Below are 14,765 nucleotides of genomic sequence, written 5' to 3'. Positions count from 1 at the left end.
CGTGATGTACCGGAAGGCTCTGATGTGGACGGCACCGTGGTGTCTTACGCCTTGGCGACGGATGTTCCAGACGGAAAAGGCAGTTTAACATTCAATACAGATGGTTCTTATACCTTTAGTCCGGGTAGTGATTTCCAATCTCTTACGGAGAACGAATCAGAAGACGTTACTTTCACTTATATAGCGGTGGACAACGAAGGGCTACCGAGCGAGCCCCAAACGATTACTATTACGGTCACTGGACTTAATGACGATCCAAACTCAGAAGATTTTTCTATTGTGGTTTCTGATAACCAGCCTACCAGTGTTGTATTTGATACGGGTGAAGGGTCGATAGAAGGTGTGGGCAGTGACCATATATCCGATGTTGAGGATGATAGAAGTGCTACGGATGATAAGAACCTTGATGTTGTGATCACTGAGTTGCCTGTCAGTGGGGTGTTGTACTACAACGATAACGGCAATATTCGTGAAATCACTGAAGCTGATCTTCATGTTACTGATGCGTCGGGCAATATTATTTCCGCTGGAACACAATTTGACGCCGACGAGATTACTTATCAAGCTTCAGATATCGCTGAGAGCTTCATTTTAGGTATAAAAGATAGTAGCCATTTATCAGAACAAGATAGCACTCAGAGTGAATTCTATAATTGGGGTGAAGCTGGTTCAAATGACAATGAAAGAGTGCTTACCTTAGGAGATGGTGACCAGATTATTATCACAAGTACTGGTGGCGCTCTCACTCAGTATCGTGGCGATGAGGACGCAAATCATGTTGGGTTTGGGTTAGGCGTCGGTGGTGGACAGGGTATTAATGAAGGCGAAAGCTTGTCTATAGATTTCTCTGATAGACCCGCCACATCAGTAACGTTGGGCCTAGACGGCTTGGGCGGCTACTTTGATGAAAATCTAAACAATAGCAATGAATCGGCGGTTACCGTGACTGTTACGTTAAGTGACGGCTCTATGGTGACGCTTGACCCTTATCAGAAATCGAGTTCAGGTAATGCCGATTTGGATCATGAATTGGTTATCTCTGTGTCTGATTTAGGTGTTGATGAGAGCTTGCTGATTGAAGGCATTACACTTGGAACTGAGGGTAATGGTAATTGGGAGCTGCAGTACATTGAAACAAGCTTGCAGGACTCTTTTGACTATAAAGCGATTGATTCTGATGGCGCGTATAGCGAAGAATCTACCGTTACTATTGAAGATGCGCGGGTCAACCAGGATCCAGATGCGGTCGATGACCCAGAAAGCTATCGCTTAGTTCAAGGCGATATGGGCGACGGCGATCAAGGCTGGGATCTTGTCGAAAGCATTGTGGCTAAATACGATGGTGAAATCGTTAATTACAATATCGATGGCTCTGACCGAATTGGTATTCCAGATGGTACAACGGTACCAGGTTCAAGCCCAGAGAGCCAAATTCAACACAACCGTGCTGAAGGTGAATCTGAACAGCTGGTGATTACATTAAAAGAACCTGCTGTTGAAGGGTCATTCTCAGTCACGAATCTATTTGCCAATGAAGGCGGTAGTGGCAGTCATGAACAAGGAAAATGGAGTGCGTACTTAGGCGGTACCTTGGTGGCCAGTGATTATTTTTACAATGATTCGGGCAATAAAGGCACCTTTGATATCGAAACGGATGGTGCCGCTTTTGATAGTTTGGTTTTTGAATCCGTTGATTTCACAGAAGGTCCTGCGAGAGGAAACGATTCTTCAGATTACTTCTTGCAAGGTATTGAGGTCGTAGGGGCAGGAGCGTATGTATTTGATCATAACGAACCTGTTGTTATCCCTTTATCTGAGATTTTAACTAACGACAGTGACCTAGACGGCGATAGCCTTCGCGTCACCTATGTATTTGGTGAAAGTACCGGAGACGCACGTATTGAGGGTGAAAATGTCATCTTTGATTTACCCGATGGATTCTCGGGACGAGCTGATTTTGAATATCAAGTAACCGATGATAAAGGTGGCTTTGATAGTGCAACGGTTAACGTGCTCGTCAATCCTGAACCTGTTGCTGTCAGTGATATTGCAGTGGCAGTTGATAGCGTGACGGAAGGCGACACACTGACGTATACCGTAACTTTAGATGATATCACCAACGTTAAAACCTTCTTTGGTATTGAATTTGGTGCCGCAGGCGATACTGCCAGTGCTGATGATGTCGATTTATCACAGGTTACGTTTACCAATGGCGTTGCTTACAACGAAGAAACGGGTGAGTTGGTCGTCCCTGAAAATGTCAGCTCATTTAACATAGTGGTACCGACTGTTGATGATAATCGTTACGAGACGAGTGAAGGCTTTACGCTAACGGTTGATGGACAAGCTGTTAATGCGAACATTATCGACAATGATCGTGTGACACTTGCGCTTTCGGGTGGTGGTGAAGTCAGCGAAGATGCTGGTAGCGTGCCGTTTGTCCTATCGCTAAGCAACCCATCTGATTTGCCGTTGACGATTGCACTTGAGCGTATCGATGGCACCACGAATGATGATGACTTTAGTCACACAACCGCAAGTTATCACGATGGCAATGGCGATGTGGTACTCCCTATTGTGGGTGGTGAAATTGTGATCCCAGCGGGAGTTACTACGGTCGATATTCATGTGGGCATTGAAGATGATGAAACCTATGAGCAAGACGAAAACTTTACCCTGAAAGTGACTGAGCCGGAAGGCCTAACAACGAATGGGGTGCAGGGCGTTAGCTCCGATGCAACGATTTCAGATGATGGTCAAATCGATGGCGAACCAGGGGGTGACAACGATAACCTCGCGCCTGAGATTGACCTTGATGACAGTGCCATTGGCAATGGTTATCAGGCAATCTTCACCGAAGGTGATGAGGCGATCTCTGTCGTTGATAGCGATATTCAGATCACCGACGATATTAGCGTCATCACCGAAGCCACGGTGATGCTCACCAATCCACAAAGCAATGATTCCTTGTTGCTAAAATCGGGTAGCACACTGCCAAACGGCTTGAATTTAACTACCCAAACAATCGCAGGGGCATTGGTCTTGACGATCAGCGGTACGGCGTCGCCAGCGGAATATCAAGCTGCGCTGCAACTACTGGAATTTGATAATACGAGCGAAGATCCCAATGCCAGCGATCGCATTATTGAGGTGACGGTATTTGATGATCAGGGAACGCCATCGAATGTTGCTGTCTCGACGATCCAGGTTGTTCCGGTCAACGATCCGCCAGAGTCGGAGGACTTCAGTTTTACTATCTCTGGAAATGATCCAGTTTCGGTCACCTTTGATACGGGTACAGGCTCCATTGAAGGAGAGGGTACTGATCATATCTCTGATATTGAAGATGATGCGAATGGCACGCAAGTTAACGTCACTCTGACCGAGTTACCGGTTGGTGGCACGCTTTATCACAATGGTGTTGAGATTACCCAAGCCGATGTGAACAACGAAACATTGTTTGACCCTACGTTGATCACTTATCAACCAAGTGATGATGCACAAGGCTTTATCTTAGGCACTAAAGAGGTGCCAACTGAGAGCGATCTAGAAAGCACCAAAGATGAGTTTTATAACTGGGGCGATGAGGTTGATGGCAAAAATCGCGTACTGGAGCTCGCTAATGGTGATGAAGTGACCATCGGCAGCAATAAGGGCGACTTGACACAATATCGTGGTGATGTGCAAGCCAACCATGTTGGTCATGGCTTAGGGATTGGCGGTGGTCAAGGGATTAACTCTGGTGAGCAACTGAGCATCGACTTTACGTCGCGACCTGCAACACACATTAATCTCGGCTTGGACGGGATGGGGGGCTATTTCTATAGTGATCTCAACAATGGCAATGAATCTGCAGTTACGATTCAGGTCACGCTAAGTGATGGTAGTATCGTTGATTATACCCCTGATGTGCAAAAGGAGACGTCTGGTAATAACCAGTTGTTCCATGAATTAAGTTTTTCCGTTGATGATTTAAACGTTGATGATGGGTTGTTCATTACTGGTATTAGCCTTGGCACTGAAGGGCCGGGTAACTGGGAGCTTCGCTACTTAGAAACATCGCTAGAGGATAGCTTTAACTATAAAGCGGTGGATTCAGAGGGGGGTGAGAGTGAAGAATCAACCGTCACCATCAACGATGAAAGAACCAACCAAAACCCTGATGCGGTCGACGATCCTGAGAGCTATCGTTTAGTTCAAGGTGATATGGGCGGTGGCGATCAAGGTTGGGATATGGTTGAAAGCATCGTAGCAAAATACGATGGCGACGTTGTTAATTACAACATCGATGGCTCTGATCGAATTGGTATTCCAGACGGTACTACCAACGCGGGTCCTGAATCTCAAATCCAATATAACCGTGATGAGATGCAATCAGAAGAACTGATTATCACACTCAAGGAGCCTGCGGTTGAGGGTTCATTCTCAGTCACTAACTTGTTCGCTAATGAGGGTGGCAGCGATAATCATGAGCAAGGAAAATGGAGTGCTTACCTAGGTGGCACCTTAGTGGCCAGTGATTATTTCTACAATGATTCGGGCAATAAAGGCACCTTTGATATCGAGACCGATGGCGCTGCTTTTGACAGCTTGGTGTTTGAGTCAGTGGACTTCACCAATGGCCCAGCACGCGGCACCGATTCGTCGGACTACTTCTTACAAGGTATTGAGGTAGTGGGAGCAGGAGCGTATGTGTTTGACCACGACGAACCAGTGATTGTGCCGCTTAGCGATATTCTAGAAAATGACAGTGATCTTGACGGCGACAGCCTTCGGGTCACGTACGTGTTTGGGGAAAGCACCGGCGATGCACGTATTGAAGATGGCAATGTTATCTTTGATTTACCTGATGGCTTTGCCGGTCGCGCTGATTTTGAGTATCAAGTCACTGACGACAAAGGCGGCTTTGATAGCGCGACAGTCAATATTCTGGTCAACCCTGAAATTGTGTCACCTACAATCAATTTAATCACACTAGAAACCGAAGATGTTATTGAAGGTGAGTCTTTGATTTACCAAGTAGACCTTGATGGTATTGCCTTGGTTGATTCTCGTTATAGCGTGGTATTTGGTTCCAATTCAGACTCGGCTAGCGCTGATGATATTGATGTAAGTGGCGCGAGTTTTACTAACGGTGTGACATTTGATGATATTAACAATGAGTTAATCGTGCCTCAGGGTGTTTCCAGTTTTGAGATCACCCTACCGACGGTTGATGACAGCGATTTGGAAGACTTAGAATCCTTTACTCTTGAAGTGGGCGGGGTCGTTTCAGCAGTTGCTAACATTGCGGATAACGACAATGCGGCGCCAGAGTTAGACCTAGATGCGAGTAATCAACCTGGCACAGGCTTCCAAGCACAGTTTACCGAAGGGGGAGTGGCTAGCTCGGTTGTGGATAGCGATGTATCCATTTTTGATGACAAAGACAGTATTGCTTCTGCTGAGGTTGTATTTACCAATCTAAAACAAGGTGACAGTGTCACGCTTGGCGGCACAACTTCTGGTGTACTACTCAGCGGTATCTCGTTCTCGACGTCTGTTCTAACTTCAGGCGCAACGTCAATCACCTTACTCGGCGCAGCAAGTGGTGATGATTATGAAGCCGCGCTATCACTGATCTCATTCACGAACACAAGCCAGACCCCAGATGAAACTGATCGCATCGTTGAAATTACGGTTTTTGATGATGAACTACAACCATCGAATACCGCAGTGGCGACTATTTCTGTTGAATCTATTGCCGATGTTATCGTGTCACCTTCAACGGGTTTTGAGGATCAAGAAGGCGGTATACCGTTACATATCACGCTCCCTGCTAACAGTGATGCCGTGAAAGTAACAATCAGTGATTTACCTGATGGTGCGAAACTTTATTCTGGAATCAATGAAATCGCCATTAGTGACAACGCAGTCATGCTCGATGAGGATCAGCTAGGTCAACTGACTATTCAGCCGAAAGAGCACAGTGATGTAGATTTTACATTGCGAGTTGAAGCACTTGATGAAAACAACATGGTTGTCGAGCAAAGTGATTTGGATGTGACAGTGAAACCTGTGACCGATGTGCCAATTCTGCAAGTATCTGGAGAGGACATTATTGCATCCATTAACTTTGAGAATGTGGAGCTTAGCGGGCGCTCATGGCGTGGCAATGTCTCGGATTCAGAACTCAATAGCAACGGTTCTATTGGGGACTGGGGAACAGAAAATACCAGTTTGGTCGGCGAAGTCGGTCGAGAAGGGGTGTATTTAGGTAATCAGTCATCAGATCGTGATAATCAAATCTTTGAGATTGAAGGTCGCCATCATACGGATGACTCCTTGTACACCGAGTTTGAAGGGACTGCGGGTTCGTTTTATAACTTGTCTTTTGATATAGCTGCTCGCGCTGTGAATGGTTCGCCTGTTCAGGTGTTCTTGGTTGATGATCAAGACGTTAGAACGGAATTGTATACGTTTGATGATAGCGTTAATCGAGAGTGGAACTCAGAAAGTATTGTGTTCCAAACACCAAACGATGGCAATTATCGCGTCCTATTTGAGTCGGACCAAGTCGATAGCTACGGGGCATTGCTTGATAACATTACGTTAAGCTCTCGCCATAATTATGGCTATGAAGATACCTACATCGACCTGAGTGATATTACATCCGCATTGACGGATTATGATGGCTCCGAGTCTTTGACGTTACTTCTCAAGGGTCTCCCTGTGGGTACTATTGTCACTAATGGAATTCAAACCGTTGAAGTGAGCGACTCACTAGAGGTTGATCTGTCTGGTTGGCAGTCATTAGGAGAACTTCAGGTACTCGTTGACAACGTGGGTACTTATCCGCTCACGGTTGAAGCAATATCGTCGGAAAACGATAACACTCATCCTACAACGGATCAGGTTGTTTCCGAATCGATAGAGTTGGTTGTGGCTGAACGCCCAAGTCCTAGTGCTAACACGGCACCTAACGTTGTTGATTTCGAAACGTTTGCTGAAGACGATACGATTCCGCTTAATTTTGCGGAGTTTGTGACAGATGCTGAAGATGATTTAAGCGCGGCTAAGCAAACATTGGTGAAAATTGAGGATGAGCCAGAGTTTGGACAGCTTTACTTCTTGAGTGATTCTGGGGACCGTTTTGATCTCGATGTCGGTGATTTGATAGAGGACAGCGTTAACGTGTATTACGACCTTGATGTTGGTTTTGATTCGACGTCTCAAGGTTATGGATCGAGCCTCAGTGATTTAGCTGACCAAGGACTTGTTGTTACAGGGGGAACCTATGGTGGAAACCTACCTCATGTCGATACCGAGCTGGAATCCATTGCTTTTGATGGCGCTGGAGCGGCGAAACAAAGAGGGTATTATACCAAGCGTGCCGATGAAAATGGTCAAGGCAAAGAGACCGAAGCTCAGACGAAAGAGTACATGTCAGTTAAGTTCACACCTGGTTTAATGACTCGAGCGTTGGTTGGGGTAGGAAGTCTTACCGGGCAGTTTAGCGCTAGCGTTAATGGTGGCGGACAAGCGAAAATATTCGTATACCTCTATGCCGCTGGTGAGCTTGTCACTAATGTGCCTATTCAAATGGACACCAATTCGATTGTTGACCATCAGGCCTCTATCCCCGTTTCTTCAGATCTACCATTTGATGAAATGCGGATAATAGCCGTCGATGACAATGGCAAAAAGGCTGGGTTCGTCTTGCAATCGGTTGATGTTGTCGATGCAGAGGTTTCAGACCAATTTGAATATAGTGCGGTTGATTCTGAAGGACTGGCAAGTACAGAGACGGCGACGGTTGACGTCAATATTGTTCCTAATGGTAATGTTGAAGATGTTGATGATGTTGAGTATGCGGTGCAAGGAGGAAGCGGTGTAACGGTCATCACAGGCACTGATGGTGATGACTTAATTATTGGTGGTCAAGGAAACGACAGACTCACCGGTGGCTTAGGCGATGACACCTTCAAGTGGACCAGCTCTGACCTAGATGGCAGCCATGATGTGATTACCGACTTCTCGCAACAAGACGGCAATAGAGATGTGATTGACTTTATTGACTTGTTTGAAGCTGACGATACGTTGCAGGGCTTGCTTGATAGTAACATTATAGAAGTCACGGAAGAGGGGGGGAATACCTTTATAAACGTTGACAAGGGCGAAGGTAAAACTGTGACGATCGAACTTGAAGGCGTCACTGGTGTTGATAATAGTATCCTCAACAATATCGTGATTATTCATGACAGTTAAGATCGGTTGTTAGTATCGTTGATGAAAAAAGGTGCGTCTTTTAAAGACAGCACCTTTTTTTTGGTAACGTTAATTATGGTCGTTTTGAGTCATGTTGGTCATGTTAGCTTGGTGTGAACGTTGCGGTACAAAGTGAACAAAGTTAACCGGCCGCTTTCACTTTTCCTTGCCTTAAATCGTTGAGAACCTTCGCCTTTGGACCATCCGCAATAATGGCCCCTTTTTCCATCACGATGACTCGATCTGCTACATCGAGCATTGAGGTTTTATGCGTGATTAAAATCAGTGTTTCAGAATCCTTAAGCTGTTTTAGTTGAGTCTTGATGTGTAACTCAGAGCGATTGTCCATTGCGCTTGTGGGTTCATCCATAATTAGGATTGGTGGACGTGCTAGCAATGCTCTAGCGATGGCCACCGCTTGTCTTTGACCGCCTGAAAGCAGTAATCCACCCTCACCCACTTGTCGCTCTAGTCCTGCAGGATCTTGCTGAGTAAATACCGTTACCCCTGCGCGGTTTGCTGCGTCCATAACATCTCGGTCGTCAACCAATGGTCGGCCAAGGGTGATGTTGTCGCGAATAGAACCAAAAAACAGGTTACAGTCTTGAGGTACACAGCCAATGTTACGTCTCACATCCACGTGATGAAGCTGTGCAATGTCGGTTTCATCAATGCGAACATGTCCCTCAGTCGGTTGATACAAACCCATAATTAGGCGCTCAAGCGTCGTTTTACCCGAACCGATCCGACCTATGATCGCGACCTTTTCTCCGGGCTCGATGGTTAAACTTAAATCTCTAATTGAGGCCATTGGTGAGTCTGGATAGTGAAAGGTCACGCGATCCAGCTCTATCTTGCCAAGGATGATTGGACGGTGAATGTAACGCTTACCTTCTTCTTGCTCATCAGGCATCGCCATTACTTGTTCAATAATCGTCATGGAGGATTTAGCTTGATTATAGCGGGTAGATAGCAATGAAAGTTGAACCAACGGCCCGATGGCACGGCTACTTAGCATCGTTGCTGCAATCAGTCCGCCCATGGTCAGTTCACCATCCGAGATCAGATAGACACCGAGAATAACCATCCCCACGTTGCAAGATTGTTGAACAAAGCCTGCGGTGTTTTGGATGCCATCAGTAATGCGCTTACTTTTGATATTCCAGTTAGCCATGTGTGCGACGGCTTCTTCCCAGCGGTATTGATACTGACTTTGTGCACCAAAAATCTTGACAGTTTCTAACCCCGCTAGACTCTCTATGAGGTTGGCGTATTTTTGAGAAGCGAGTCGAGATCCCTCCTCGATAGCCCGTCGAAGAGGCGCCTGGATAAGTAAGGAATAAATGATCAGAATGACCACGCCTACAATAGGTATAATCACCAAGTTGCCAGCCATTAACCAAATGAGCAGCAAAAATAGTAGTGCAAAGGGGAGATCGATGAGAGACGCAATGGTCGCTGAGGTAAAGAACTCTCGTATTGACTCAAATTCTTGCAGGTGACGAGCGAATGCCCCAACAGACGGTGGCCGAGATTCCATGCGGATTCCCATTACTTTACTGAACAGTTTAGAAGAAATAAGTATGTCCGACTTTTTCCCCGCGACATCAATGAAGTAACTCCGCATCAGTTTGAGTACTAAATCAAAACCAAAGACAATGAAGATACCTGCAGCCAACACCCATAGTGTTTCGAACGCTAGGTTGGGTACGACTTTGTCATAGACAAGCCGAGTAAAGAGTGGGGCAGCGACAGCAAAGATATTAATAACAAGCGATGCGATTAATACGTCACGGTAGATGTGTTTTGATTCCCAAATGGTGCCCCAAAACCAGTGACCATCACGAGTTTTTAATACCTCGGGAGAGCGCTCATCATAGCGAAACTGCTTCTTCACTAAGAAGTAGCGACCGATGAACTGTTCGACAAGATCATCAAGAGGAATTGAAATAGGGACTAAACCAGATTCAAGCGTGATGACTTCTGCTTCATTGTTCTCGGCATCAATGCTGTTTAGGACACAAGCATCTCCGCCTTTTAATAATAAAACGACAGGGAACACAATAGACGGAATTCCGTCAAGCTTTGAGCGGTTCTCTTTTGCGACCAATCCTGCTCGTTCAGCAGCTCTGGGAAGCAAAAATGGTGTCAGTTTACCTTCTGACAGCGGCAAGCCATTGATCAACGCCTCAGGGGAGTTGGCTAGCCCGTAGTATCGGCTGATATAAATCAGCGAATTCAGTAAAGGGTCCTTCATGCTATCGGCACCTTGTTATTTATCGACGATAAAGCCTTGGAATACATCCACAAAATGCTCAGATAAAAAGTCTAACTGAGTCTGCGTTTCCACTCGAGAGGCGATAGTTTTTATACCTAAGTTGTGTGCGGTTCGAGAAATTGACGTTAGGGTAAATTTCTGTTTTTCATCATCTAATTGATGTGTGTAGAGATAGTCGAGTTTTACATAGTCGGGCCTAAACTCGCTAATATACTCCAACGAATGAAAATTTCGACCGTAGTTATCTACCCCAAATTTTGCGCCTTCACTTCGTAGCGCATTACAGAATAATGCAGTGTGGTGAGGGTTATTAATAAAGCAGGTTTCTGGTATCTCAAAATGCAACTTCTCGTTAATGCTGCGATGCTTCGACAATGTTTGAGTGATCCAACGGATAAAGCTTGGTTGAGCAATGCTGGTTGGCGCGATATTGATGGCAATCGGATCTGACATCTCTTGTTTTTCGAGTTTATCAATCACCGATACAATTACATGTTCATCAAAGATATGGCTGGCATTAAGTTGCTCTAAGGCTAGAAGATACTGGTTGGCAGTAAAGCGTTCACCGTCTTTTTCGATAGCGGAGAATACTTCTCTATGGTAAGTCTCTCCCCAGCTGCTATTGGCGGCTTGAAAGCGGAATGTCACCCAATCATTACTGATCGCTTCTTCGACCATACTACGCCATTGCTGCTTACCTAGAATCGAGCCCGTAATTTCATTAGACACATAGCCGTAGTCTAGCGCTGGATCAGATTTTGCTTTTGTTAAGGCATTGTCTAATACAGACAGTATTTGGGTCGAATTTTTACGCTCTTCATTAAAAACAACACCCAGAGCAGACTTGGCTTTGCTCAGGCCGGTTGGGTCTGAGTTTAGGTCTTGTACGCAGCTGACAATATTACTGGCAACAAGCTTAAGCTCACTCTCATCAATGCTAGGGAAGACGAACCCAAATTCATCGGTAGAAATACGTGCGATCACGGTATTAGGAATATTGATGCTGAGGGACAACAAATCAGCCAGTTCTTTCACTAACCCATCCCCTGCCTCGTATCCTTCTGCTTTATAGGTTCGTTTAATAAACTCTGCATGAAGAATGGCAACCCCACCAAGTGATGACTCTGATAGCCATTGATTCAATTGCCCCATATAGAACGCTCGATTTCCGAGATGAGAAACGGGGTCCATATAGGCACGTTCGCGAAGTTTTTGCGCTTCTTTTGCTTGCTGTTTAAACGATTCTTCCACGTGTTCAGACATGCTATTTATGCCGTCAACAACCGCAATAAGGTCTTTGGTTTTTGGCCGTTTTAACGGGTCCCCAAATTGTTTATGGGCAACTTGCTCCATTTTCTGAACGATGGCTCTCAGAGGGTTTAGTGCTCGGCGCAAAATGAGGGCTATAGCCAACATACCGAGAACAAAGATAGTCACAAAAGCGATAACCAAGCGTTCTAAGGCAAGCCATAGCTCAGCGTAAGCGTGCCCGGGATGGCTAATAATTTTCACCTCTGCTAATTGCAGCCAACCACTTGTCACGACTCGAGAATCTTGTATTGGACTAAATATGCCAAGGCTTGTGAACCACGTTGGAACACCATTAGGCTTAATTGGGTAGCTACGAACAATTTCTTGGTCGGTTTCGAGGAAAACCAAGCTCACTGATGAGTAGGTGCTGCCATCAAATAACGCGTTAATGACGGACTCTACCGCAACGGTATCATGTGATTTTAGGTAAGGCGCAAGTGCTAACCCGACGGTATTGATGGTATTGTTGACTTCAGAACGTTGTTGCTGCTCAAGGAAGTTTTTTGTGGTGTTAAACTCGATGATAAACACCGACGTCAAGAGCAGGATAAATACCGCTATCATGCTAACCACTAGCTGTCTGTATAGTGTCATAATTGTTTACTCGTCGTAATTTACCTTAGGTTTCCTTAACTTCAATGAGCGCTCTCTCGATCGCAAATCATTCCATAATTTCAGTCTCGACGACTTACCAGCCAGTTTACCTTGTGTGGTTTTCATCACCCAAAGGTTGCGACCGTTAAAGCTGTATATCGGCAGTAGATCATTTCTTTTTGACGCGGGTTTAATCTCGCCGATTAGGTTATCCAATATTAAAGGTTGTGCACGAGGGGTTTCATAATACGCCAAAACCATATGAAATTGATTCAGTTCAATGGCTTTAACATATACCAAGCGAAGCTTTTTGTCGGAGACGCCGAGTTCTAAAAGAGAGAAGTATTTGGCGATGGTAAAATCTTCACAATCACCTGCATTGCTTCCCAGAAACTCCAATGGTGTCGCCCAATAATCTTTCTTTCCCCATAATTTAATATCATCAACAAAATTAAGTTGGTTAAAGAATGCGTTTACTTTCTCCAGTTGCACTTTCTCAGGCTGTCCTTGCAAATCCGACAGCACGGCTCGCCATGTTTCAACCCGTTTTCCTGCGCGTGCACCATAGATATTCGATACCGTATTAATCCACACCTGCTCTTGCTTGGAGTATGCACCAGAATAGCCTGCCACGACTAAACACGTTGCGGCAGTGATACTGATGACACATCGCTGGAGTCTTTTTTGCAGACGTCCTGTCCGCGTATTATTGAGCACCGTTCGCCTTTATTCTTTCAGCGCGTTATTTTGAGCGCTAATAAGCGGTTTTAATAGATAATCTAATACCGTACGTTTACCTGTGATGATATCGACGGAAGCCGTCATACCCGGAATGATCGGTAGCTCCTCGCCTTGACCAAAGTTCGTAATTTCGGTGCGCACTCTTACGATGTAAAAGCTATTGCCTTCTTCATCTTGTGTGGTGTCAGCGCTAATGTGTTCGAGTACGCCGTCTAATCCACCATATTTAGTAAAATCATAAGCGCTGAACTTAACGATCGCGTGTAAATCAGGACGTAAAAAGGCGATGTCTTGGGGGGCAATTTTTGCTTCAACCAACAAGGTGTCTTCCGTCGGTACGATCTCGACCAGGTCCATACCCGGCTGAATAACGCCACCCACGGTATTGACGTTGAGTGTTTTAACGGTGCCATTTACAGGAGAGACGACGTTGGTTCGATTCACTCGATCTTCTAGACCAACCGCAGACTCCGTCATTGAGGACAGCTTATCTTGTGCTTGATTGAGCTTCTCTTGCTGTTCAGAGCGAAACTTTTGAGCAATGTCGATTCGGCTTAACATTGACTCTTGTATAGCTGAGCGCAATGCGGGCGCTTTTAGTTCGGTCGAGGTTAGCTCCCTTCTTGTGTCGTTCACTTGGCGTTGCAGTTTTAGCAACTCAATCTTGGGAACTACCCCTTCATCGGCTAAAGGCTTCGTGATATTGAGTTCGTCTCGCGCTAGGTTATAGCCTTGTCTAAGGCTGCGAACCCTTGCTTGAATCTCAACCAAGTCTTGCTGTTTTTGACGAACTTGGTAATCAACGACAGAAAGTTGGTTCCTAAGCTCATTGAGGTCTTGTTGATATTCGGCCCTTTGTCTGCTGGCAAGCTTTGGATAATCGGTTTCAAATGTAAGAGGGAACGCCAGTTTTGTCGTATCGAGAGTGACAGATTGCTGCCATTTATTACTATCTACATCTTCATTAATGATGACACTGGATAAGGATGCCGATAACTGTAAAACATTGGCGGTTAAATTGAGTACTTGCTGCTCTCGCTCTCTAAAGTCAGAGCGAAAGCGCGTATCATCGATGAGAAGCAGTTGTTGTCCTGCGGTGACAGAATCCCCTTCCTTTACAAGGATCTGTTTGACCAGGCCACCCTCTAAGTTTTGAATGACTTGGATCTGAGATGAGGGAATGACCTTCCCTTGACCTACAGTGACTTTATCGATCTCCGCCCAAGATGCCCATACGCCCGCACAAATGAAAAACAGCACCACAATCCACAGCATTATTCTTGCGCTGGTGGGCGTGTTGAGTAGTAGAGCCGCGGTTTTGTCATCGATATAATCGATCTCGGCGTCAGAAACCTTGTTGTATTCGCTTTTATTCATGCTCTATCCGCGATTCACATTGGACGAATCTATCCAATCGTTTTAATACTATTATTACCGTGGTCAAATTGTAACCGTTGCGTTGTGAAGACTCGACCTACTTTGCAATAACGACGAAGGTTACTGAGTATCATTAAATTAGTAAGCGATTGTGTCTGCATAGACATAGTAAAGTTTAGTACTACTTTTGTGAATGCAAAGTTATGAAATATAAAAA

Annotated in this window: 5 protein-coding genes; 1 reads left to right on the top strand and 4 read right to left on the bottom strand. The window is 45.4% G+C overall.

Features of this window, described 5'->3' with window-relative positions; genetic code table 11:
• The first annotated feature begins 24 nt into the window (after positions 1-24).
• The gene (locus tag AB4405_RS15700) at positions 25-8,247 is read left to right on the top strand and encodes a tandem-95 repeat protein (RefSeq protein ID WP_372061733.1); all 8,223 of its coding nucleotides are present in this window, start codon (positions 25-27) and stop codon (positions 8,245-8,247) included.
• 142 nt (positions 8,248-8,389) lie between these two features.
• Here AB4405_RS15700 and AB4405_RS15695 read toward each other — a convergent pair whose 3' ends face one another.
• The 4 genes from AB4405_RS15695 to AB4405_RS15680 form a co-directional block, all read right to left on the bottom strand.
• Positions 8,390-10,504 (bottom strand): type I secretion system permease/ATPase, encoded by a 2,115-nt coding sequence (locus AB4405_RS15695; RefSeq protein ID WP_372061732.1) that lies wholly within the window; start codon positions 10,502-10,504, stop codon positions 8,390-8,392.
• A 15-nt stretch (positions 10,505-10,519) separates the two neighbouring features.
• Positions 10,520-12,430: an EAL domain-containing protein gene (locus AB4405_RS15690; RefSeq protein WP_372061731.1), complete on the bottom strand. Its 1,911-nt coding sequence runs from the start codon at positions 12,428-12,430 to the stop codon at positions 10,520-10,522.
• Between the two features lie 6 nt (positions 12,431-12,436).
• Positions 12,437-13,063 (bottom strand): transglutaminase-like cysteine peptidase, encoded by a 627-nt coding sequence (locus AB4405_RS15685; protein ID WP_372061735.1) that lies wholly within the window; start codon positions 13,061-13,063, stop codon positions 12,437-12,439.
• Between the two features lie 93 nt (positions 13,064-13,156).
• Entirely contained in the window at positions 13,157-14,548 is a 1,392-nt protein-coding gene (locus AB4405_RS15680; protein WP_372061729.1) for an HlyD family type I secretion periplasmic adaptor subunit, read from the bottom strand.
• Positions 14,549-14,765 lie beyond the last annotated feature (217 nt).

It is taken from the genome of Vibrio sp. 10N.261.51.F12, from assembly GCF_041471725.1.
In the GTDB taxonomy this organism is placed as follows: Bacteria; Pseudomonadota; Gammaproteobacteria; order Enterobacterales; family Vibrionaceae; genus Vibrio.
Note: the sequence above shows the minus strand (reverse complement) of the source record. Positions and strands in the feature narration are given on the sequence as shown.

Bases quoted from the DNA above. Each gene is read 5' to 3' on its own strand.
- AB4405_RS15695 (WP_372061732.1), bottom strand. From the start codon at position 10,504: ATGAAGGACCCTTTACTGAATTCGCTGATTTATATCAGCCGATACTAC.
- AB4405_RS15690 (WP_372061731.1), bottom strand. From the start codon at position 12,430: ATGACACTATACAGACAGCTAGTGGTTAGCATGATAGCGGTATTTATC.
- AB4405_RS15680 (WP_372061729.1), bottom strand. From the start codon at position 14,548: ATGAATAAAAGCGAATACAACAAGGTTTCTGACGCCGAGATCGATTAT.